The organism is Brevibacterium ammoniilyticum (assembly GCF_038429965.1).
GTDB classification, from domain to species: domain Bacteria; phylum Actinomycetota; class Actinomycetes; order Actinomycetales; family Brevibacteriaceae; genus Brevibacterium; species Brevibacterium ammoniilyticum.
In genome coordinates, this window is the sequence record NZ_BAABNP010000008.1 from 112698 (window position 1) to 134605 (window position 21908).

23 protein-coding genes are annotated in these 21908 nt (G+C 67.5%); 15 read left to right on the forward strand and 8 right to left on the reverse strand.

What is annotated here, in order from left to right:
- Position 1: 1 nt before the first annotated feature.
- Positions 2–1465: an aldehyde dehydrogenase family protein gene (locus tag AAHA49_RS11060; protein ID WP_342038312.1), complete on the reverse strand. Its 1464-nt coding sequence runs from the start codon at positions 1463–1465 to the stop codon at positions 2–4.
- Positions 1462–3078, reverse strand: coding sequence for a benzoylformate decarboxylase (mdlC, locus tag AAHA49_RS11065; protein WP_339393123.1), 1617 nt, complete (start codon positions 3076–3078; stop codon positions 1462–1464). The genes AAHA49_RS11060 and mdlC overlap by 4 nt, the downstream gene beginning before the upstream one ends.
- A gap of 165 nt (positions 3079–3243) precedes the next feature.
- On the opposite strand from mdlC, the gene AAHA49_RS11070 reads away from it, so the two are divergent.
- The 3 genes from AAHA49_RS11070 to AAHA49_RS11080 are packed head-to-tail and all read left to right on the forward strand — an operon-like array spanning position 3244 to position 4727.
- Positions 3244–4017, forward strand: a complete 774-nt coding sequence (locus AAHA49_RS11070; RefSeq protein ID WP_339393124.1) for an IclR family transcriptional regulator — start codon at positions 3244–3246, stop codon at positions 4015–4017.
- A gap of 51 nt (positions 4018–4068) precedes the next feature.
- A complete protein-coding gene (locus AAHA49_RS11075; protein ID WP_339393125.1) occupies positions 4069–4308 on the forward strand; it encodes a type II toxin-antitoxin system prevent-host-death family antitoxin in 240 nt (79 codons plus the stop codon).
- Positions 4305–4727 carry a type II toxin-antitoxin system VapC family toxin gene (locus tag AAHA49_RS11080; RefSeq protein ID WP_339393126.1) on the forward strand — a complete coding sequence of 141 codons (423 nt, stop codon included), beginning with the start codon at positions 4305–4307 and terminating at the stop codon, positions 4725–4727. The genes AAHA49_RS11075 and AAHA49_RS11080 overlap by 4 nt, the downstream gene beginning before the upstream one ends.
- A 1-nt stretch (position 4728) precedes the next feature.
- Here AAHA49_RS11080 and AAHA49_RS11085 read toward each other — a convergent pair whose 3' ends face one another.
- Both AAHA49_RS11085 and AAHA49_RS11090 read right to left on the reverse strand, forming a co-directional pair.
- Complete coding sequence (locus AAHA49_RS11085) at positions 4729–4992, reverse strand: DUF2277 domain-containing protein (protein ID WP_339393127.1); 264 nt, start codon at positions 4990–4992, stop codon at positions 4729–4731.
- 3 nt (positions 4993–4995) lie between these two features.
- Positions 4996–5571: a dihydrofolate reductase family protein gene (locus AAHA49_RS11090; protein WP_342038313.1), complete on the reverse strand. Its 576-nt coding sequence runs from the start codon at positions 5569–5571 to the stop codon at positions 4996–4998.
- 190 nt (positions 5572–5761) lie between these two features.
- On the opposite strand from AAHA49_RS11090, the gene AAHA49_RS11095 reads away from it, so the two are divergent.
- Complete coding sequence (locus AAHA49_RS11095; RefSeq protein ID WP_342038314.1) at positions 5762–6490, forward strand: GTP pyrophosphokinase; 729 nt, start codon at positions 5762–5764, stop codon at positions 6488–6490.
- A gap of 30 nt (positions 6491–6520) precedes the next feature.
- Here AAHA49_RS11095 and AAHA49_RS11100 read toward each other — a convergent pair whose 3' ends face one another.
- Positions 6521–7186 carry an SDR family oxidoreductase gene (locus tag AAHA49_RS11100; protein WP_342038315.1) on the reverse strand — a complete coding sequence of 222 codons (666 nt, stop codon included), beginning with the start codon at positions 7184–7186 and terminating at the stop codon, positions 6521–6523.
- Between the two features lie 232 nt (positions 7187–7418).
- Between AAHA49_RS11100 and AAHA49_RS11105 the strand changes: the two genes are divergently transcribed.
- Both AAHA49_RS11105 and AAHA49_RS11110 read left to right on the forward strand, forming a co-directional pair.
- On the forward strand, positions 7419–8609 hold the full coding sequence (locus tag AAHA49_RS11105; RefSeq protein ID WP_342038316.1) for an AAA family ATPase: 1191 nt from the start codon (positions 7419–7421) through the stop codon (positions 8607–8609).
- Positions 8610–8623: 14 nt separating this feature from the next.
- Positions 8624–9274, forward strand: coding sequence for a hypothetical protein (locus AAHA49_RS11110; protein ID WP_342038317.1), 651 nt, complete (start codon positions 8624–8626; stop codon positions 9272–9274).
- A 147-nt stretch (positions 9275–9421) separates the two neighbouring features.
- Here the strand turns inward: AAHA49_RS11110 and AAHA49_RS11115 are convergent, their stop codons facing one another.
- Entirely contained in the window at positions 9422–9775 is a 354-nt protein-coding gene (locus AAHA49_RS11115; RefSeq protein WP_342038318.1) for a VOC family protein, read from the reverse strand.
- A 37-nt stretch (positions 9776–9812) separates the two neighbouring features.
- Positions 9813–10346 carry an O-acetyl-ADP-ribose deacetylase gene (locus tag AAHA49_RS11120; protein WP_342038319.1) on the reverse strand — a complete coding sequence of 178 codons (534 nt, stop codon included), beginning with the start codon at positions 10344–10346 and terminating at the stop codon, positions 9813–9815.
- Positions 10347–10381: 35 nt separating this feature from the next.
- Here AAHA49_RS11120 and AAHA49_RS11125 point away from each other — a divergent pair, with 35 nt between their 5' ends.
- The 6 genes from AAHA49_RS11125 (at position 10382) to pcaDC (ending at position 16635) form a co-directional block, all read left to right on the forward strand.
- On the forward strand, positions 10382–11176 hold the full coding sequence (locus AAHA49_RS11125; protein WP_342038320.1) for a class II glutamine amidotransferase: 795 nt from the start codon (positions 10382–10384) through the stop codon (positions 11174–11176).
- 106 nt (positions 11177–11282) lie between these two features.
- Positions 11283–12467 carry a 4-hydroxybenzoate 3-monooxygenase gene (locus AAHA49_RS11130; RefSeq protein WP_342038321.1) on the forward strand — a complete coding sequence of 395 codons (1185 nt, stop codon included), beginning with the start codon at positions 11283–11285 and terminating at the stop codon, positions 12465–12467.
- A 59-nt stretch (positions 12468–12526) separates the two neighbouring features.
- Entirely contained in the window at positions 12527–13327 is an 801-nt protein-coding gene (gene pcaH, locus AAHA49_RS11135) for a protocatechuate 3,4-dioxygenase subunit beta (RefSeq protein ID WP_342038322.1), read from the forward strand.
- On the forward strand, positions 13320–13895 hold the full coding sequence (gene pcaG, locus AAHA49_RS11140; RefSeq protein ID WP_342038323.1) for a protocatechuate 3,4-dioxygenase subunit alpha: 576 nt from the start codon (positions 13320–13322) through the stop codon (positions 13893–13895). Before pcaH ends, pcaG begins: the two co-directional genes overlap by 8 nt.
- 45 nt (positions 13896–13940) lie before the next feature.
- The gene (locus AAHA49_RS11145; protein ID WP_342038324.1) at positions 13941–15308 is read left to right on the forward strand and encodes a lyase family protein; all 1368 of its coding nucleotides are present in this window, start codon (positions 13941–13943) and stop codon (positions 15306–15308) included.
- A 25-nt stretch (positions 15309–15333) separates the two neighbouring features.
- Positions 15334–16635, forward strand: coding sequence for a bifunctional 3-oxoadipate enol-lactonase/4-carboxymuconolactone decarboxylase PcaDC (gene pcaDC, locus AAHA49_RS17850; protein ID WP_425286515.1), 1302 nt, complete (start codon positions 15334–15336; stop codon positions 16633–16635).
- Between the two features lie 18 nt (positions 16636–16653).
- On the opposite strand, the gene AAHA49_RS11160 is transcribed toward pcaDC, so the two are convergent.
- Positions 16654–18096 carry an MFS transporter gene (locus AAHA49_RS11160; RefSeq protein WP_342038325.1) on the reverse strand — a complete coding sequence of 481 codons (1443 nt, stop codon included), beginning with the start codon at positions 18094–18096 and terminating at the stop codon, positions 16654–16656.
- Between the two features lie 218 nt (positions 18097–18314).
- Between AAHA49_RS11160 and AAHA49_RS11165 the strand changes: the two genes are divergently transcribed.
- The 3 genes from AAHA49_RS11165 to AAHA49_RS11175 all read left to right on the forward strand — a co-directional run bounded on the left by AAHA49_RS11165 (position 18315) and on the right by AAHA49_RS11175 (position 21852).
- Positions 18315–19526: an MFS transporter gene (locus AAHA49_RS11165; protein WP_342038326.1), complete on the forward strand. Its 1212-nt coding sequence runs from the start codon at positions 18315–18317 to the stop codon at positions 19524–19526.
- A 33-nt stretch (positions 19527–19559) separates the two neighbouring features.
- A complete protein-coding gene (locus AAHA49_RS11170) occupies positions 19560–20249 on the forward strand; it encodes a peptidylprolyl isomerase (protein ID WP_342038327.1) in 690 nt (229 codons plus the stop codon).
- Between the two features lie 178 nt (positions 20250–20427).
- Positions 20428–21852: an MFS transporter gene (locus AAHA49_RS11175; RefSeq protein WP_342038328.1), complete on the forward strand. Its 1425-nt coding sequence runs from the start codon at positions 20428–20430 to the stop codon at positions 21850–21852.
- Positions 21853–21908 lie beyond the last annotated feature (56 nt).

Genomic DNA, 21908 nt, shown 5'->3' on the forward strand with positions numbered 1-21908 from the left:
GTCAGAACGGGTACGGTGCGATCTGCGAACGCATCGTGATCCATTGGACTTCGGTGAACGATTCGATGTTCGCCTCGGCCCCGCCCACGCGGGAGCCGTTGCCGGAGTCCTTCGTGCCGCCGAAGGGCACCGTGCCCTCATCGGCGACGGTCTGCTCGTTCATGTGGATCTTCCCGGTGTCGATGAGGTCGACGAGGTCGAGTGCCATGCCGAGATCGCCGAGGATGCCCAGGGAGAGTCCGTATTCGCTCGCGTTGACGAGTTCGGCGGCTTCCTCGAGCGTGGAGAACCGGGCCACGGGGGCGACGGGTCCGAAGATCTCCTGCGTCCAGGCCGGGTTCGTCGGGGTGAGGTCGGCGAGCACGGTCGGCGGGACGAAGGCCCCCTCGCCCGCTCCCCCGGCGGCCAGTCGCGCGCCATCGGCTTCGGCTTTGCCGATGATCTCCCGCACATGCGTGCGCTGCCTGTCGTCGATGATCGGGCCCAGCGCCACCTCCTCGGTCGCCGGATTGCCGACCGGCAGAGCCTGGGCCTTCGCAGTCAGGGCGTCGACGTAGTCGTCGTAGATGCTCTCATGGACGAGGTGACGACCCGTGGTCATGCAGATCTGCCCCTGGTGCATCCATGATCCGAAGGCTCCCGCCGAGGCGGACGCCGCCACATCGGCTCCGGGCAGGACGATGAGCGCATTGTTCCCGCCGAGCTCGAGGTGGCAGCGCTTGAGGAGGCGCCCGGCGCTCTCGCCGACCTTCCGTCCGGCCGCGGTCGAACCGGTGAAGGAGATGACCGAGACCTCGGGTGCCTCGACGAGGGCGGCTCCGACGTCCCCGCCGCCGGGCAGGACCTGGAGGACCCCGGCGGGCAGCCCCGCCTCGGCGAAGATCTTCGCCAGGGCCACGCCTCCGGAGACCGCGGTGCGCGGATCCGGTTTGAGGAGGACGGCATTGCCGAGTGCCAGGGCCGGCGCCACGGAGCGGATGGCGAGGACCAGCGGGAAGTTGAAGGGCGCGATGACGGTGACGACTCCGGCGGGCACGCGGCGGGAGAAGGACCAGTGCGGTTCGTTCGAGGGCAGCACCTGACCCATCGGGTGGCTCGGCAGGGCCGCGGCCTCGTAGCAGCTCTGCGCGGCGTAGCCGAGTTCGAGATCGGCCTTCGCTGGGATCGACCCGGCTTCGCGGACGATCCACGAGGCGATCTCCGCGGTGTGCTCGGTCCAAAGGTCACCGGCGCGGCGGAGGATCACGGCACGCTCGGCTGGCGTGGTCTTCGCCCACGCCTTCTGCGCGGTGGCGGCGCGGGCGGCCGCGGCAGAGGCGTCGTCGACGGTCGCCGCGCCGATCTCCCCGAGGGTGTTCCCGGTGGCGGCTTCGACGACGGGCTGGGCGGGACCGGATCCGTTGATCCACTGTCCCGTGAAGATCTTTCCGTGCCAGTCGGTGCCGAGAATTTCGTCGGTGCTCATGTCGTGCTCCTTGTGCGCTCGGGGCTCGCGCCGCCGTCGGGGTTCGTCGGTTCAGTGGTCACTTCGATGAGCATGGGTCCCCCGCCGGCTCGCGCCCGATCGAGGAGTCGTCCCAGCTCAGCGATATCGTCTGCGTGTTCGGCGGTCATGCCGTAACCGCGGGCGATCGAGACGAAGTCGACCTCGCCGAGGTCGAGGCCCGGCGCCTTGTCGACCCCGAGCAGTCGTGCGAACCAGTCGAGCGCCCCGTACGTGCCGTTGCGCAGGAGGACGATGACGACGGGGATGTCCTCCTCGACGGCGGTGCGCAGGGCCGCGATCGAATAGTGTGCCGAACCGTCGCCGATGATCGTGACGACAGGTCGGTCGGGGTCGGCGAGCGCCACGCCCATCGACGCCGGCAGTCCCCACCCGAGTCCGCCGGAGGCGGGGAAGAAGTACGACCCGGATCGGCGCAGGTCCATCTGCGCCCAGAACGCGGCGTTCGTCGACGTCGATTCGACGACGAAGCGGGTGTCGCCCGGCATCTGCTCCCGCAGGGTCGCGAAGACCTCCTCGGGGTGGAGGACTCCGTCCTTCGCCGAGGTGGCCGCCGGGTCGATCTCGGCACTCCACGTTCCAGCGGGGCCGGGGGCGACCGCCTCGGCGAGGGCGCTCAGGACCTCGACGGGGTCGGCCAGGAGGGCATCGCCGAAGGGCGCGCGGTCGGCGGCGGACGGGTCGTCGCCGATCTGGACGAGCGCGGTGGTCTCGGGCAGGTACTGGCCCGGCTGCCACTGGTGGTAGCGGAAGACGGGGGCGCCGATGACGAGGGCGAGGTCGTGGGCACCGAGGATCTCGCCGATCCCGGCGATCGCGGCCGGCAGGACGCTGCGGAAGAGCGGATGGCGGTTCGGGAAGGGCAGTCGGGGCAGGGACGGGGCGGCCCAGACGGGGATCTCGAGCGCCTCGGCGAGGGCGATGGAGGCCTCCCACCCGGCATCGGTGTCGACGTCGGGGCCGAGGACGAGCACCGGGCGTTCGGCGGCGACAAGCCTGGCGCGGAGGTCGGCGATGACGTCCGGGTCGACGACGGTCGCCGGTCGCACGGTCCGGGAGAGTTCGGCGATGACTGCGGCCGGCACCTCGGCGTCCCAGTCGTCGTAGGGCACGGAGAGATAGACGGGGCCGCGGTCGGCGGCGAGCACCGACTGGGAGAAGGCCCGGGGGACGTCAGCGGCCGAGAGCGGTTCGAGTGACTGGTGGACGAGCGGCTTCGCGAGCACGGTGGCGTCGACGTTGGCGAGCATGACCTCGGGGCCGACCATGTCTCGGACCTGCTGGCCGGCGGTGAGGACGAGCTTCGAACGGGAGACCGTCGCGTTCGTCAGGGCGCCGAGGCCGTTGCCGGTGCCCGAGGCCGCGTGGAGATTGATGAGCGTGGGCCGGTCGGTGACCTGCGCGTACCCGTCGGCCATCGCGACGACGGTTCCCTCCTGCAGCCCGAGGATGTAGCGGGCGGGCAGGTCCTTGAGGAAGGGAAGCTCGTTCGATCCCGGGTTGCCGAAGATCGTCGTCATGCCGTGGAAGGCCATGAGCTCGTGGACTGCGTGTCGGACCGAGACCGTCGTCATCGACGCTGCTCTCCTTTGAGACGGGGCGGTGTTCTGAGGCGGATCAGACGCTGGGCGCACACGGTGTGCACCGCACTGCTCGCCACCCTAGTGACGCAGACCACCGTGCGGAAGATTCTTTTCATTCATTGGGAAACCCTTCATCGCGCGGTTACCATGACTGACATGGCGAACTCACCTTCGGGCGACTCGATGATCGACCGGCTCGTCCGCGTCCTCAGCTCCTTCGACCCGGACCATCCGAGTCTGAGCACCGAGGAGCTCTCGGCGCGGGCGCAGCTGCCGAAGTCGACGGCGTATCGCCTCATCAACGACATGATGCGCCACGACCTCCTGCAGCGCGACCCGTGCGGGCGGATCCGCATCGGGGTGGGGATGTGGGAGCTGTCGAACCGGGCCTCCGACGCCGTCGAGCTCGCGTCCTTGGCCCGGCCGCACATGACCTCGCTGCACGACTTCGTCGGGGAGAACACGCAGCTGGGCATCCTCCGCGAACGCGAGGTCCTCTTCGTCGAGCGGATGTCGAAGCCGAGCGCGGTCGTCCACCGTTCGCGGACGGCCGGGCGCCTGCCCGCCCACGCCTCGTCGTGCGGGCTCGTCCTCCTCGCGCATGCGCCGCGGCATGTGCGGGAGGCCTACCTGCGCGGTCCGCTGGCCGCGTTCACCGAGCACACGACGACGGATCCGACGATCCTGCGCCGGATGCTGCAGACGATCCGGACCTATCATCGGGCCGAACTCGTCGGGCACATCGACGAGGGGACGACGGGCATCGCGGTGCCCGTCTTCGACGGCAGCGGGCTGACGATCGCCGGCCTCGGCGTCGTCGTCGACTCCGAGCGCAACGTCGGGATGCCCGCGATCATGCAGGCCCTGCGGACCGCCTCGGCGGGCATCACTCAGGACCTCATCGCGCAGGGAGCACGGGCGAGCGAGTAGAGACCGCACCTGCTAAAGTAGCAACGTACCTACTTTATGGAGGTGGCGACGATGACGACGATGTCCGCACGCGAATTCAACCGCGATGCCAGTGCCGCGAAGCGCGCGGCGGCGGAGGGCCCGGTGGTGATCACCGATCGCGGCGAACCTGCATTCGTCCTGCTCTCGATCGAGGAGTACCGCCGCCTCGGCGAGAGCGGATCGGAGTTCGTCGACCGCCTGAGCATGGACGACGATGACGATGTCGAATTCGAGCAGATCGACTTCCACGCCAAGGTGCCCCCGCTGTGAGCTACCTGCTGGATACGAACGTCGTCAGTGAGCTGCGCAAACCGCAGCGCAGGGCCGACGGCAATGTGCGCGCGTGGGTGGCCGCTCGAGCGCCGTCCGACCTGTTCCTCTCCGTCATCACGATCCTGGAGATCGAAGTGGGAATCAGCAGGATCGGTCGACGGGACGCAGCCCAGGCCGGCCGCCTCCAGACGTGGCTCGACGACATCGTTCTCAAGTCGTTCGCCTCACGGATCCTCGCTGTCGACGTCCCCACAGCCCGTCAGGCAGCCCGCCTGCATGTGCCCGATCCTCGCCCTGAGCGCGATGCGCTCATCGCGGCGACGGCGCTAGTCCACGACCTGACCGTCGTCACGAGGAACACGGCCGATTTCGAACCCACCGGGGTTTCGATCATCGACCCCTGGGCGATCGGCTGACTCACGCGCGGGCGGCGTACCTCGCGCGGCGCTTCTCGGCCTCGACCTCGCGGTTCTTCGGCGGCGCGGTCGTCACGAGAGCGTCGAGGAGGTGCTGCGTGATGTGGGCGATCTCCTCGACGGCGGCGTCGAACGCTTCGGCGTTGGCCTGGGAGGGCTTCGTCGTGCCTGCGATCTTGCGCACGTACTGCAGGGCTGCGGCGTGGACCTCGTCCGAGGTGGCGGCGGGTTCGAAGTTGTGGAGGGTTCGGATGTTCCGGCACATGCCTCAACGGTACGCCGCACGCCCCTTCGGGCGGTAGGTCCGGGCGAAGCTGCGCGGATTGGCCTCGTCGATCGTCACGAGCTCCCAGTCGAGGCGTCGACCGCCGGGGACGTCGAAGATCCGCACCCCGTCGCCGAGGAAGACGGGCACGGAGAAGTACTGGAGTTCGTCGATTAGGTCGGCCTCGAGCGCCTGCCGGGCGATGTCGGCGCTGATGATCTGGATGTCGCGGTCACCGGCGATGGCCTGGGCACGGTCGACCGCCTCGGCGATGGAGCAGTTGAGAGCGATGACGGAACTGTCGTCCTCCAGTTCCTCGGGCCGGTGGGTGAGGACGAATTCGGTGCCCGACCACGCTCCGCCGTATGCCTCGGAAGTCATCTCATCGCGGATGTCGGCCTGCGCCTTCGCCGCATCGTAGCCGCGGCGGCCGGAGATGATGACGGCGACGGCGGCGGCCATCGCCTCGGTGGTGCCGTCGGTGAGCGGTTCGGCCGCGGACAGCCAGGACATGTCGTGGCCCGGTCCTGCGATGAAGCCGTCGAGCGAGCACGAGAAGCCCCATGCAACTTTTCCCATCGCTCCTCCTTGAGTGAGCGTGCGTGAGTGAGCGCGCGTGATCTGGCACGTGGTGATTGCAATATGCAACTGCTCCACCGTGTCCAGTCAATCACATCCGCGGCGCTGCGGGAACCCCTGCCGGCTCGGGCGGAATCGGCGACACGGTCGTAGACTGGCATCGTCCCCGCACATCGAACCAGGAGCATCGATGCCCGTCCCCGCAGACCCGTTCACCCCCGGCCAGGCGGAGAGGGTCCAGCGTCTGCGCACGGAGTTCTCGCGGATGCTCATGCACCATCAGTTCGCGATCGACGAGATGCTCACGAAGGTCTCGATCCTCCGCGAGGAGTTCCTCCATCTCCATCGGTACAACCCGATCGAGCACATCAGTTCGCGGGTGAAGACCCCGCGCAGCCTCATCGAGAAGATCACTCGGCGGGGTCTGCCGCTCGAGATCGACGCGATCACAGCGAACATCACCGACATCGCCGGCATCCGCATCACGTGCAGCTTCATCGCCGACACGTACCGGGTGCTCGAGACGCTGACCTCGCAGAATGATGTACGGATCATCGAGATCAAGGACTACATCGCCCACCCCAAGCCGAACGGGTACAAGAGCCTGCACGCGATCCTCGAGATCCCCGTGTTCCTCACCGGCGGGCCGGTGCCGATCATCTGCGAGGTGCAGGTGCGCACGATCGCGATGGACTTCTGGGCGAGTCTCGAGCACAAGATCCACTACAAGTTCTCCGGCGATGTGCCCGAGAGGCTCGTCGAGGAGCTCACGCGTGCCGCCGCTGCCGCCGGTGATCTCGACCGGAAGATGGAGCAGCTCCACGCCGAGGTCCATGACGCCGACGACCCCGACGAGCAGGACGACTCCGACGGAGAGCTGCTGCGTCTCCTGCTCAAGCTCACCCGCGACGACGCGTAGGCGAGTGTCGCCGAGGCGGTGGCGCGGTGATCAGTACCGCGCCGAGAATCCACCGTCGGCACCGAGCAGCTGACCGGAGATCCACCGGCCCGCCGGGGAGATGAGGAAGGCGACGACCTCGGCGATGTCGGTCGGGGTGCCGAGTCGCCCGAGCGGCTGATGCGAAGTGAGCGTCGACCTCAGCTCGTCGTCCATCCATCCGGTGTCGACGGGTCCGGGGTTGACGACGTTCGCGGAGATTCCCTTCGGTCCGAGCTCCCGTGCGGCGGAGATGACGATGCGATCAAGCGCGCCCTTCGAGGCACTATAGGGCAGGTTGCCCGTGGTGTGGTCGCTGGTGAATGCGACGATCGCCCCACCGTCGGCGGAGGCCTGGCGGGCGAATGCGGCGATGAGCAGCAGACTCGCCCGCGCATTGACGGCGATGTGGGCATCGAAGCTCTCCGCCGTCGTGTCGAGGATTCCCGATTCGACGTCGAGGGCGTGGGAGAGGATGAGCGCGTCGATCGTCCCGTGGTCGGCGGTCACGGCGCCGATGAGCTCCTCAGGTCCGGTTCTCCTCGACAGGTCGCACGGGTAGTCGGCGTTCTCGAGGTCGCTCGTGACCGTGGTCCAGCCGTCGGCGCGCAGCCTGGGAACGATGCCCGCGGCGATGCTGTTGTCCCGGGCGGCACCGGTAATGAGGGCAAGCGGCATGCCTCGAGCCTATATGCTCCTTGGCGGATCCCACTCGTTCTAGCGACTGAGCCTACGAGACAACACCTTGACCGCATTGAGCACCAGTGATGCGTCCCGCATCGCCACGCAACGTTGAGTGCACAGCGCAGGGCGATCAAATCGCATTCCTATCGCGAGACCGAACGAAGGCATCTGCCGCGGCTAGGCCAGTTCTGTAGCACCTGGCGCCTCCGACCGATACTCTATGTGCATGGTCAACGCACTCAAACGTGTCACTGCAAGCGGTTTCAGGTCTCTGAACAAGGTCGATGTCGTCTTTGGTCCTTTTTCAGTCTTTGTGGGACCTAATGGCTCCGGAAAATCTAACTTGCTGCAGGTGCTTTCATTTGTACGGGACACTGCCAGGTTTGACACAGGGCAAGCAATCGCACTCCGGGGCGGATTTCAGCACATATTGCGACAAGACGGCCGATCGCGCAAAGTATCCCTCACTATTGAAGCTGTTGTGAGCGATCACGCTTCAGCGAAAGCAAGCGATCGATACACGCTTGAGTTGGAAGAGACAAAGCCCGGCGACATCGATCGCACCGAGGTCCTCTTATACAAGAGAGTTTCCGGCCAAGGTCGAAGGCAGAAAATTCAAGCGAAGGGATCAGAAGTTTCGATCGGGGAGGGCCCGCAACGAGCCGGTACTCTGGATCAGTTTCTTAGCTTGGCCTCCGACGACGTCTCTGCGCTTGGAACCATGGCGCGACTAAACGAGGAGCGTCTTGGGTCAGGACCGCGCGACTTCTTCGACTTCCTGTCAACAGTTCGATATCTTGATCCAATCGTGGAGGCAGCGCGCCGACCCGCGAGAATGTCTAATGCCGCACTTCACGACGATGCGAGTAACCTCGCTAGCGCACTGCGCGCCCTCCATGAGGATCATCCTGACGGATTTGATGCCCTGCAACGTGACCTAGCGCAGTGCCTCCCCGGTTTCGAGGCTCTCGAGTTCGGTGTCATAGGTGGTGCTGCCACGTCGATCGTGGTTCAGCTCCGAGAAAAGGGCGTTATGAGTCCAATCGACCTTTCCGATGCGTCTTTCGGGACAGTTCGTCTGCTCGCGTTGCTCACAGCACTGCACGACCCGCTCCCACCAAGGTTAACTATCATCGAAGAAGTTGATCATGGACTACATCCTTATGCACTTGATGTGCTTGTTGAACGAATGAGGGAAGCATCAGAACGAACACAAATTATTGCAGGCTCACATTCTCCTACCCTTGTCAACCAGTTACATCCAGGCGAGATCATAATTTGCGATCGCGACCCTGAAACTGGCGCTTCCATCATCCCGGCCTACGACCGGGATAGACTCAAGATTCTCCTCGATAAAACAGATCTAAAAGCTGGCGAACTCTGGTTTTCTGGCGCATTGAACGGCGTGCCGAAATAATGATAAGCAAGAAATTGAAACAGCAGGGAAGGAACTCCAGAAAATTACCGCAAGAGATACTTATTTTCGGAGAGAACAAACATGACTCTGACTCGCTTAAGTGTCTCATAGAGGCAATAAATCCCAGCTTAAATGACCGCGTTCTGATTCGTGTGCAACGCGACCCTGGATCTTTAACCAAGGATGCGAATTTACCCAAAATCAAAGACTGGATGGCAAGAATATCTCAAACCATCGAGGCCCGCGCCGCCGTAGCTGACATTGTCGGAGTGATAGTTCATCAGGATGCCGACGGTCCGGACGATTCCTGCGCGGAAATCCTGAGGTCAGCACTCACCAAGAACGTCACTCCGCCTGCGTATCCCGTGGTTCCAGTTCAAGAAACTGAGGCGTGGTGGTATCTTTTTCCAGATTGCCTAAGGGGCGTAAAGCCAATCGCCTGGCGCGAAGTAAAAATGCCAACCAATATCAATGTCGAGAGCATCTTCAACCCAAAGGAAGATCTCCAAAGACGCACACGAGTAGCCGCACCCAAGCACGCCTATTCCGAAGCGGATTCTCTTGCGGTCGCGCAGCGAATGGCAGATGCCATATCGAAAGGAATTATTCCGGAGAATCGTGCCCCGTCATGGGACAGATTCCTCGACTTAGCTAAGCAATTGTAATATCGGAACACATACAATGGATTCTCGCTCCGATTGTAATTCAGCATTTGCCGGGGTTGCTTTGCTCACTCCTTTGTATTTTCGGAATATTCTATCCTTCAAACTTCAGAGCCTACGGCAATTGCATTGCAATTCACTTAAACCCCCCTACTCCCTATGGGCGACGATGTTGAGGACGTTGCCGTCGGGGGCGCGGACGAAGAAGCGGCGCACGCCCCACTCCTCGTCGGTGAGCGGATGGACGATCTCGAACCCGCGCTCGATCGCCTCGGCGTAGGCGGCGTCGACATCGTCGACCTTGACGGAGATGACCGCGTCGACCGGGGCGGTCGCGTCCGTTGTCACGACCTGCAGGTGCGCGCCCGTCTCCGCCGAGGTGAACCGGGCCACCCAGCCCAAGTTGAACTCCTCGACGCCCAGGCCGAGGTAGTCCGCGTAGAACTTCCGCGAGCCCTCGATGTCGGGCACGTGCAGATCGGCGATGATGCTGTGGACCTTCATGACCCCACCCTCCCTACGACCGCCATCGCGATCGCGCTCACCACTGGTCGTGGTCGAAGACCTGGCAGAACACGCTCGTCATCGTGTCGTTGAACAGGACGAACTGGACCTCGTCGATCGACTCCCAGCGCCCGCGCTCCCGACCGTCGACGATGACGGCGTGGGCCGCCTCGGCGACATCCCGGGGCGACCACCCGTAGACACCCCCGCCGATCGCCGGGAACGCCACTGACGACGCTCCGAGCTCCTCGGCGAGATTGAGACTCGACTCGAAGCACGACTCGAGAATCTCCGGATCAGCCTCCCCGGCGTTCCGGTTCGGTCCGACCGTGTGGATGACCCACCGCGCCGGCAGCTCACCTGCCCCCGTCGCCACCGCCTGCCCGGGCGGCAGTCCGCGCGGATGACTCGTCCGCCGGATCTCGCGGGCCTCCTCGAGCAGGCTCGGCCCTGCAGCCCGATGGATCGCCCCGTCGACGCCGCCCCCGCCGAGGAGGCCCGAGTTCGCGGCATTGACGATCGCGTCGACCTGGACCGTGGTGATGTCCCCTTCGAGTACCGTGATCCTCATGGGGCGAGTCTATGCCCCGGTCAGGATGGCAGACGATGTGCAGACTCCTCGGATTCCTCTCACCGACCCCGGTGAGCGCGGCGGACCTCATCGGCGCAGCTCAGTGCCGCCAGTGGCAGGACCTCGGCCGCCTCCACGACGACGGCTGGGGCACGGCCTGGATCGATCCCACCGCCGCCGAGGCGATCGCCCGGTTCCGCACGCCCACCGAAGGCACCGACGATCCCCGGCTCACCGCGGCCCTCGACGACGAAGCCGACGTCGGCCGGATCTTCCACCTCCGGATGGCGACGACCGGGATGGCCGACCTCGTCGAGAACACCCACCCGTTCCTCGCAGACGGCATCGCGTTCGCCCACAACGGCTCCGTCCACCCCGTCGAAGAGCTGCGTGCCCTCGTCACCGATGACGAGATCGCCCGGATCGGCGGGACCACCGACTCGGCCCTCGTCTTCGCCCTCGTCCTCCGCCGCGTCCGCACCGGCTCCACCCTGCTCGAGGCGGTCGTCGAGACAGTGCGGATGCTGCGCACCGACTTCGACCACCCGGGGATCAACCTCCTCCTGCTCACCGCCGGCGAACTCGTCGTCGTCCATGCGACCGCCGGCACCCCGGTGCCGTATCAGAGCTTCGACCTCTCCGGCACGGGCGGCCTGCTGCCCTACGACCACCGCGACCACTACTACCGGATGAGCTGGCAGCGGTTCGACAACGGGGCGACGATCGTCACCTCCTCGGGCCTGTCCCATGCAGGGTGGAGCCGCATCGAGCAGAACACGGCGATGCGGCTGCGACTGGGCACGGGAGCGGAGACGATCGTGCGGCTGTGACGGCGGGCCGCCTCGGCGAAGTAATACCATTCAATGGAAAAGTCCTCGCGGTGCTCACGTGGCGCAGAGCACACTGGGGTGAACCCAGTCAGGCAAGGAGGCCAAGGTGCCACAGCTCCAGACCGACGTCGCGATCGTCGGCGCAGGACCCGCGGGCCTCATGCTCGCCCATCTCCTGCACGTCGCGGGCATCGACTCCGTCGTCATCGACAACCGCAGCCACGACGACATCGCCACGACCCACCGGGCCGGCATCCTCGAAGCCGCCTCGGTCCGCATGCTCGAGACGCCGGGCATCGACTCCCGCGTCCACACGGCAGGCCACCGCCACGACGGCATCGACCTCCGCGTAGACGGCATCAGCCACCCACTGCACTTCCCCGACCTCGTCGGCGAATCCGTGTGGCTCTACCCGCAGAACGAGATCTTCATCGACCTCGCCGCCGCCCGCGCCCGCACCGGCCGCCCGACGTTCCACTCCGTCACCGACACGCGACTGTTCGACATCGACTCGGAGTCCCCTTCGGTCCACGCGGTCACCGAGGACGGCGAACCGCTGACCATCACCGCCCGCTACGTCGTCGGCACCGACGGCTCCCGCGGGCCCAGCCGCGCCTCGATCCCCGACTCGACCAGACAGCGGTACTTCCACGAATACCCGTTCGCGTGGTTCGGCATCCTCTGCGAAGCCCCTCCCAGCCACGAGGTGCTCGTCTACTCCCGCTCCCCGCGCGGCTTCGCGCTCATCTCCCAACGCAGCGAGAGCGTCCAGCGCATGTACTTCCAGACCCCTCCCGGCACCGACGCGGCCGACTGGTCCGATGACCGCATCTGGTCCGAACTCCAGGCCCGGGTCGCAGGCCCCGACGGCTTCGAACTCAAGACCGGGCCGATCATCGACAGGACGGTCCTGCCGTTCCGCTCGGCCGTGACCGAGCCGATGCAGCACGGCTCCCTCTTCCTCGCCGGCGACTCCGCCCACACCGTGCCCCCGACCGGGGCGAAGGGACTCAACCTCGCCTTCGCCGACGTCTCCGTCCTCGCCCCCGCCCTCATCGCGGCCCTCCGCGACGCCGACGCCGAGGCGCTCGCCGGGTACTCGCAGACCGCAGTCGCCCGAGTGTGGAAGGCCCAGAACTTCTCGTACCAGATGACCCGCATGCTCCACACCGACGAGACCGCGGATCCCTTCGAGACGAAGCGCAGCCTCGGCGAACTGCGCTCGATCCTCGACTCCGAGCACGGGCGCCGCTACCTCGCCGAATGCTATACGGGCTGGCCGCAGGGCTGAGCCACCCCATCCCCCACTCCGACCCCACCGAGACACTCCCACAGAAGGAAGGCCCGACCATGAGCGCCACGAAGCTCCCCGGCCCCGACGACGCCGCCGAGTCGCAGGCGACGCTGAGCGCCGAGATCGACGCGATCGCCACCGAATACCGCGACGCGGTCGCCGCCGGGGCTCCCGTCGAGACGCAGCCGCGCCTCGACTACCTGCCCTACCGCTCCTCGCTGCTGCGGCACCCGACGAAGGACCTGCGGCACGCCGACCCGGAGACGATCGAACTCCACTCGCCGGCCTTCGGCCACCGCGACATCGGCACCCTCGAATCCGACCTGACGATCCAGCACGGCGGGGAGCCCATCGGCGAGCGCATCCGCGTCACCGGACGCGTCCTCGACGGCGACGGCCGGCCCGTCGCCGGGCAGCTCGTCGAGATCTGGCAGGCGAACTCCGCCGGCCGCTACATCCACAAACGCGACCAGCATCCGGCCCCCATCGACCCGAACTTCACCGGCGTCGGCCGCACCCTGACCGGACCCGACGGCTCGTATTCGTTCACCACGATCAAACCCGGCCCCTACCCGTGGAAGAACCACCACAACGCGTGGCGACCCGCACACATCCACTTCTCCCTCTTCGGCTCCGCATTCACCCAGCGCATGGTCACCCAGATGTACTTCCCCGGCGACCCGCTCTTCGCCCTCGACCCGATCTACCAGTCGATCACGGATGAGAAGGCCCGCGACCGCCTCGTCGCCACCTACGACCACGACCTCACCGAACACGAATTCCTCATGGGCTACTCGTGGGACATCGTGCTCACCGGCACCGACCGCACCTGGATGGAAGAGGAAGACCATGCCTGAGCAGACCCCCCTCACCGCGACCCCCGGCCAGACCGTCGGCCCCTTCTACGGCTACGCCCTGCCCTATGCCAAGGACCGCGAACTCGTTCCCCCGGGATCGGAGCGGGCCGTGCAGCTGACCGGAGTCGTCTACGACGGCGCCGGGGAACCCGTGCCCGATGCGATCCTCGAGATCTGGCAGCCCGACGAGACCGGCACGGTCTCCCGCGCGACCGGGTCGCTGCTGCGGGACGGCTTCACCTTCACCGGCTTCGGTCGCGCGGCCTGCGACCCGGAGGGCCGGTTCAGCTTCTCGACCGTCGAACCCGGACCCACCGAGGAGGGGCGGGCGGCGTTCATCAGCGTCGTCGTCTTCGCCCGCGGCCTGCTCAACCGGCTCTTCACCCGCGTCTACCTGCCCGAGGACACCGAGGCGCACGCGAACGATCCGCTCCTGTCCTCCCTCGATCCCGCCGAGGCGGCCCGTCTCATCGCCGTGCGCGAAGCTGACGGATCCCTCCGGTTCGACATACGGTTGCAGGGTGAGGACGAGACCCCGTTCCTCCGGTTACCCGGCCACAGCGACTGAGTCGCCCGCCGTGACCGCAGCGATCGAGACCAGTGAGGAGTCTGCATGAGCGAGCACACCCGTCTGCTCTTCGCCCCCGGCGACCTGCGGGCCGAGGGGGTCGACGATGCCTCGCTCATCGCCGCGATCGGCGAGGTCGAATCCGCCTGGGTGCAGGCGCAGGCGGCCACCGGACTGATCTCCGCCGAGGTGCGCGCCGAGGCGGTCACCGGCATCGAGGCGACCGTGCGGGAGCTGACCGGGGATTCCGCGGCGCTTGTAACCCTCGCCGAGGATGCCGAATCCGGGGGCAACCCGGTCATCCCGTTCGTCACCGCCGTGCGGTACCGGCTCGCCCCGGCAGCGGCGCGGATCGTCCATCGGGGACTGACGAGTCAGGACGTCATGGACTCCGCGCTCGGCATCCTCATCGGCCGGGCGTTCGCCCGGATCGACGCCGACCTCGAGGCCATCACCGCCACGCTCGTGACACTCTCCGAGAACCATGCGCACACCCTCTGCCTGGCCCGCACGCTCACCCAGCCGGCTCTGCCGACGACCTTCGGTCTGCGCGCGGCGACGTGGGCGGCCGAAGCCGAGGAGATCCGCCGCGGCACCCCGCAGCCTGCGACCCTCCAGGTAGGCGGGGCCGCCGGCACCAGGGCCGCGATCAGGGAGTTCGCGGGTGAGGCGACGATGACGCTGCTGCGCGAATTCGCCGTCGCCGTCGGCGGGCCCGACGCGGCCCTCGCCCCGGTGCCTGCCCCCTGGCACACCGACCGGATCCGGGTGCTCACCTGGGCCGGGCACCTCGCCGCGTGCGTCGCACTGGGCTCCACGATCGCCCGCACCGTCCTCATCGGCACCCGCCCCGAGATCGGGGAGCTGCGCCTGAGCGCGACCGGTGCCTCCTCGGCGATGCCGCAGAAGGCGAACCCCACCTCGGCGGTCCTCCTCCACCGCAACGGCATGCGCGCACCCGGGGCGCTGGCGACGGTGACGACCGCCGCCGCGGAAGCGGTCGAGGAGCGCTCGGACGGAGCATGGCACGCCGAATGGGCGCCCCTGGCCGAGCTCATGGTCCTCGCCCTGTCCTCCCTCTCCCTGCTCGAGGACATGGTCGCAGGCCTCAGCGTCGAGCCGGAGGCGATGCGCCGCAACCTCGACGCCGCAAGCCCCGGCATCTATGGAGAACGCCTGACGACGGCCTTCGGCGACCGTCTGACGAAGACTCAGATCCAGGAGATCATCGTCCCCGGCGGCGATCCGAGCGCCCGGCTCGCGGCAGCGCTCGCGGACACCCCGGGCCCGACTCCGCCGCGGGCCGACCTCGAGGGATTCTTCGCCCCGGAGGACTGCCTCGGCGAGGCCGAGGACATCCGGCAGACGATCATCTCAGCGATCGCCGACCGACCCACCGACCCTGCCCTGTGACGACCCTCTGACGAAAGCGACCACCGTGGACCTCACCGCCTCAGTCCTCACCGCCCCGACGACGCCCGCCCCGACGACGCCCGCCCCGGCGGTCCTCATCGTCCTCCCGTCCCTCGGCACCTCGGTGAGCGCACTGTGGCAGACGGCGGCCGAGCAGTTCGGCCGGCTCTCCCCCGACACTGCTGTCATCGGCATCGATCTGCCCGGCCACGGCCGGTCCCCCGCCCTCGACGTCCCCGCGGGGACGGCACGCTCGGACGTGCCGCGAGTGACGATGGCCGAGCTCGCCGAGGCGGTGCTCGCCACCGTCGACCGGGTCCTGCCCGATGTCGCCGAGGAGGGGGCCGAGATCTCCGTGGCCGGGGACTCGATCGGCGGGGCACTCGCCCTGCAGCTCGCCCTCGACCATCCTGCCCGGCTCGAGCGCATCGCCGTGTTCTGCACAGGGGCGAAGATCGGCGAACCGGAAGGGTGGGAGGAGCGCGCGGAGACCGTCGCGATTTCGGGCACCCCCACCCAGGTCATCGGCTCGGCCGAACGATGGTTCGCCCCCGGCTTCATGGAGCGCGAACCCGAGGCCTCGGCCGCACTGCTCCACTCCCTCCAGGACGCCGACCGGTTCTCCTACGCCGCGCTGTGCTACACCCTGGCCGACTACGACATCCGCGAGCGCCTCGACGAGATCGTCCTGCCCGTACTCGCCGTCGCCGGGGCCGAGGACAAGCCGACCCCGCCGACGAAGCTCGCCGAGATCGCCTCCGGAGTCCGCGCAGCCCGGCTCGAGGTCCTCGAAGGAGCCGCCCACCTCGTGCCCATCGAAGCACCCGAGGTCACTGCGGGTCTGCTCTCGGACTTCCTCGCCGGCCGCGGGTCTGCAGAGGCGGATACCGCGGCCGGTTCGGCACAGCTGCCCACGGCGTCGGGGCCCCGCGACGCCGACCGGGACGAGGTGTGGGCGGCCGGCATGCGGGTGCGCCGCGAGGTGCTCTCCGATGCCCATGTGGACCGGGCGAACGCCGCCGTCACCGACTTCACCGCCGACTTCCAGGACCTCATCACCCGTTTCGCGTGGGGCGAGATCTGGACGCGGCCGGGATTGGACAGGCGGATGCGCTCGGCGATCACCCTCACCGCGATGATCGCCGGCGGTCATGAGGCGGAGCTGAAGATGCACGTCAAAGCCGCCCTGCGCAACGGGCTCAGCCGCGACGAGATCAAAGAGGTCCTCCTCCAGTCGGCGATCTACTGCTCGGTGCCGAGCGCGAACACCGCCTTCGCGATCGCCGCCGAGGCCCTGGCCGAAGTCGACGCCGAGGGGCTCGACTGAACGCTCCGTGATTCGGACTCAGAGGGCGCGGTCGTCGGTGGCAGTGCCGTCGGTGGTGCTGTCCGCGGACGGGCCGCCCTCGTCCTTCGCCGCCTCCTCGTCGTTCTTCGCGGCCTCGAGGTACTGGGTCGAGAGCATCCGGTAGGCACGGGTGGCGAAGGCACCGAGGGCGAGGAGGATCGAGACGACGCCCGTCCATACGAAGACGAGCCCGATGCCGCGCACGTCCCCGGTGCCCAGCAGCCAGCCCCACCGGTCCTGGCCTGCGGAGGAGTCCATGTAGGGGATGATCCAGAACTCGGCGATCGGGGCGATGAGGAACGCGGTGATCGGGGCCGATGCGGCTTCGAACGTCATCGCGAAGCCGAACACGCGGCCCTGCTGCCGGAAGGGCACGACGCGTTGGATGACGGTCTGCTCGGCGGCTTCGACGGCGGGCATGACCATGAAGAACGCCCACAGGCCCAGCCCGTAGAGCAGCCATGACTCACGCAGGGCGAAGGTCGCGCCGAGCACGCCGATGAGGCAGCACAGCAGGAGCATCGTGCGGATCGGGTTGCGCCCGAGACCGAACTTCGCGACCATGCCACCGCCGATCATGAACCCCGTCGAGACGACCGCGAGCGCGATCCCCCATGCCTGGGCGGTGCCGAAGACCTCGATGCCGTAGGGGTCGGTGAGCGCCATGTAGACACCGCCGACGAGGTTGTTCAGCGTCGTGAAGAGCACGAGGGCGAAGAGCCCGGGGGCGGCCATGACCGCAGCGAATCCGCCGCGGATGTCGACCCAGCCGGGCTGACCTTCGGTGTGGACGATGACCGGTTCGGGGATGCGCAGGGTGAGCAGGTGGGCCAGGGAGAGGCCGACGAAGACCACGGCGATGGTGATCGACCAGCCCATGCCGAGATAGCCGATCGCCAGACCGCTGAACACGCTCGTGACGAGGAAGCCGAGACCCTGGACGGTGCCGACGAGGCCGTTCGCGTTCGCCCGCTTCGGGCCGGGCACGAGCAGGGACACGGTCGTCGACAGGGCGATGCCGCGCAGCTGCTCGACGACGGCACCGGCGAGCATGACAAGGCTGAAGACCCAGAACCACGGGCCTGTGACGTCGAGGAGGACCGCATTGGGCACGGAGAGGTAGATGAGACCGGTGAGCGCGAAGAGGACGAACGTGCCCGCGGTCGCCGTGACCATGACCCGCTGCTTGCGGAACCGGTCGACGACGGTGCCGAAGAACATCGAGAACACCGCGACGAGGAGCATGTACGCCCCGCCGATGACGCCGGTGGCGAGCACCGACCGCGTCTCGAGGTAGACCCAGAAGGTCAGCGCGAACCACAGGAAGCTCGTCGTGACGTTCGCGATCGCCGTGTTGACGAGCACGTGGAGGAACGTCCGCTGCCCGCCCGGCGGCGGTTCCGGGTCGGCTGCGTGCGGATCCACGGCGGCTGCGCTCATGCCCACCTCCTCGTAACGGCGATGTCGCTGCGACCATTCTCAGCGTAGACCCGACCACTGACACGGCAACCCCGCCCGGCCGCTGCCAGGCCGCTGTTCGACCGGTCACATTGTGACGTGCGGTCTTCACGCACCCGCCTGCGGCCACTAGGCTGGTCCGGTTGCGGCGAGCGCTCCAGCCGCCCGTGATCATCCGCACCCCATCCCAGAGGACAGCCATGAGCGATGCTCCCGTGCCCCGCAGCACCTACAAGTTCGCCGTGTTCGCGCTCGCGATCGGCGCCTTCGGCATCGGCGTCACCGAGTTCGCGACGATGGGTCTGCTGCCCCACATCGCCTCGGAGCTGGACATCACCGTCCCCCAGGCCGGGCACGCGGTCTCCCTCTATGCGCTCGGGGTCGTCGTCGGCGCTCCGCTCATCACGACGATCGCAGCCCATATGGACCGCAAGACGCTCTTGCTGTGCCTCATGGGCCTCTTCGCGCTCGGCAACATCGCCTCGATGCTCGCCCCGAATGCGTGGTCGTTCAATCTCGCCCGCTTCGTCAGCGGTCTGCCGCACGGGGCCTACCTCGGCATCGGGGCGATCGTCGCCGCCTCGCTCGTGCCCGTGGGCCGGCGCGGACGGGCGATGGCCCGGGTCATGCTGGGACTCACGATCGCCAACATCGTCGGCGTGCCCGTCGCCGCAGCCCTGGGCAACGCCTTCGGCTGGCGCAGCGCCTACGCGCTCGTCGCCGCCCTCGGCATCCTCACGGTCATCATGGTCGCGATCGCCGTGCCCCGGGTCAGCCTCGGTCAGACACCCTCGGCGCGTGGGGAGATGAAGGCACTGGCCAGGCCGCAGATCCTCCTCACCCTGCTCGCCGGTTCCGTCGGCTTCGGCGGCATGTTCGCCGTCTACACCTACATCACCCCGACGATGACCGAGGTCGCCCACGTGCCCGGCACCGCGATCCCGTGGGTGCTCGCCGTCTACGGCCTCGGCATGACCGCAGGCTCCCTCATCGCCGGTCCCCTCGTCGACAAGTCGATCGAACGCTCCGGGGTCGGCGGCATGGTGCTCTCCGCGCTCGTGCTCTCGATCTTCGGCGCGTTCACGCAGATCGCCTGGGTCGCGATCCTCGCCCTCTTCTTCATCGGCATCTCAGGCTCCATGATCACCACGGCCCTGCAGATGCGCCTGCTGCGCGACTCGACGGATGCCCCGAGCCTCGCCGCGGCGATGAATCACGCGGCATTCAACTTAGCCAACGCCCTCGGCGCGTGGCTGGGCGGCATCGTCATCACTGCCGGCCTCGGCTACCGGGCGCCGGCCTGGGTGGGGGTGGGCCTGTGCCTGGCCGGACTCGTCGTCCTCGGCATCGCGATCGCCCTGCGCCGAGGCGGTCCCGCCCGACCCTCCCGCCGCACCACCCTCGACGTCTGAGTGCGAGCACCCGGCGTCGCATACGATGAGGGCATGGTCTCCTCAATGCCGTTGTCGCGGCCGCGCCCCGCACTCTTCGGCGCCGTCGTCGCCCTGCTGCTCGCCGTCCTCTCCGGTTGTGGGACGGGGTCCGACGACTCCTCGGAGTCCCCCGCGACCGCCGCGGCCGGGCCCACGACCTGCGCGTACCCCGCCGATGCCGCGGCGACGGCAGAGGTCACGCCTCCCCCGGCCGAGCCTACGGTCTCCGGCACCGTGTCAGCGGTCATCGCCACCGGTCAGGGGAATCTCAACCTCAGCCTCGACGCCGACTCGAGCCCGTGCACGGTGGGCAGCTTCGCCTCGCTGGCTGCCCAGGGCTTCTACGACGGGACCACCTGCCACCGCCTGACCACCGAGGGCATCTTCGTCCTCCAGTGCGGCGACCCCACCGGGACAGGTTCGGGCGGACCGGGGTACTCCTTCGCCGATGAGGTCGACGGCTCCGAGACCTACCCGGCGGGCACAGTGGCCATGGCCAATGCGGGACCGGACACGAACGGCTCCCAGTTCTTCCTCGTCTACGACGACAGCAGCCTCCCTCCCGACTACACCGTGTTCGGCCAGCTCGACGAGAAGAGCACTCAGCTCGTCGCCGACATCGCGGCGAAGGGCACGGACACCGGGGCCGGCGACGGCGCGCCGAAGGATCCGGTGGAGATCACGGGGGTGACGCTCTCCTGAACGTGCAGACTCCCCGCTGACCCGCCTCGGCGGGGGACGGAATACTCGGACATCGAAGCAATCTCACACACTGAGACCTCACATGTGCACTTCCTGAGACAGGCGTACTGTCGGTCCGTCCGACACGAGCAACCCCGCCCGTGCCTTCGTCTCACCACTCAGCGGAGCACAAGAGAACATGTCCACCGAAACACAGCCCGGCAGCCACACAGCCGAGTCCGATGCGATCGCGGCAACCCGGAAGAACAACACCCGCGGCAAGGTCCTGTCCGCGTCGATGGTCGGCACGACGATCGAGTTCTTCGACTTCTACGCCTACGCGACCGCCTCCTCGCTCGTCTTCCCCGCCCTGTTCTTCCCCAACCAGACCTCGACGACGCAGCTGCTCAGCTCGTTCGCGATCTTCGGCGTCGCCTTCGTCGCCCGCCCCGTCGGCTCGATCATCTTCGGCCACTTCGGCGATCGGGTGGGGCGGAAGAAGACCCTCATCGCCTCCCTGCTCATCATGGGCATCGGCACCTTCCTCATCGGCCTCCTGCCCACCGCCTCGACGCCGGGCTGGGTCGTGCTCGCACCCCTCTTCCTCGTCCTCCTCCGCTTCGCCCAGGGCGTGGGCCTCGGCGGCGAATGGTCGGGGGCGGCACTGCTGGCCACGGAGAACGCCCCGAAGGGCAAGCGCGCGATCTGGGGCACGTTCCCGCAGCTCGGCGCGCCCGTCGGCTTCATCCTCGCGAACCTCCTCTTCGTCGGCCTCAACTCGTGGACCTCGCCCGAGGCCTTCCTCGCGTGGGGCTGGAGGATCCCGTTCCTCCTCTCCGCCCTCCTCGTCGCCGTCGGCCTCTACGTCCGCCTCTCGCTCATGGAGACCCCGGCGTTCCAGCTCGTCGAGCAGCGCCAGCAGATCTCCCGGGCCCCGATCGGCAGGGTCTTCACGAACAGCTGGCGTCCGCTCGTGCTCGGCACGTTCATCATGCTCGCCACCTACGTCATCTTCTACTTCATGACGGCCTTCACCCTCACGTACGGCACCTCGCCTGCGACGACGGAAGAGGCAGCAGCTGCCGCCGAGGCGGCCGGCAAGCCCTTCGATCCCGCGGGCTTCGTCGCGGGGCTGGGGTATGCGAAGAACGAGTTCCTCACCTACCTCATCATCGGCGTCGTCTTCTTCGGCATCTTCACCGTCGTTTCGGGTCCGCTCGCGGAGAAGCTGGGCCGGCGCAAGATGCTCATGGGCGTGACGGCGCTCATCGCCGTCTACGGTTTCGCAGTCAACGCGCTGTTCAACGCCGGCACCGTCGGCGTCGTCGCCGCCCTCATCATCGGCTTCACGCTCATGGGTCTGACCTTCGGTCCGATGGCCGCGTACCTGCCGGAGCTCTTCCCCGCCAATGTCCGCTATACGGGATCAGCGGTGAGCTACAACATGGCCAGTGTCATCGGTGCGGGTCCGGCTCCGTTCGCGATGGTCGCCCTCTGGCAGGCCGAAGGCGGAACGATCTTCTGGTGCGGTCTCTACATCGTCGCCGCCGCGATCCTCACCTTCGCAGCCCTCTTCCTCGCGAAGGAGACCGCGGACCTCGACATGGAGGCCGAGCTGAGCTGATGTGACCTGGGGATGCACTCCCCCACCCACCTCGAAGCGCCGAGGCGGACTGCGAC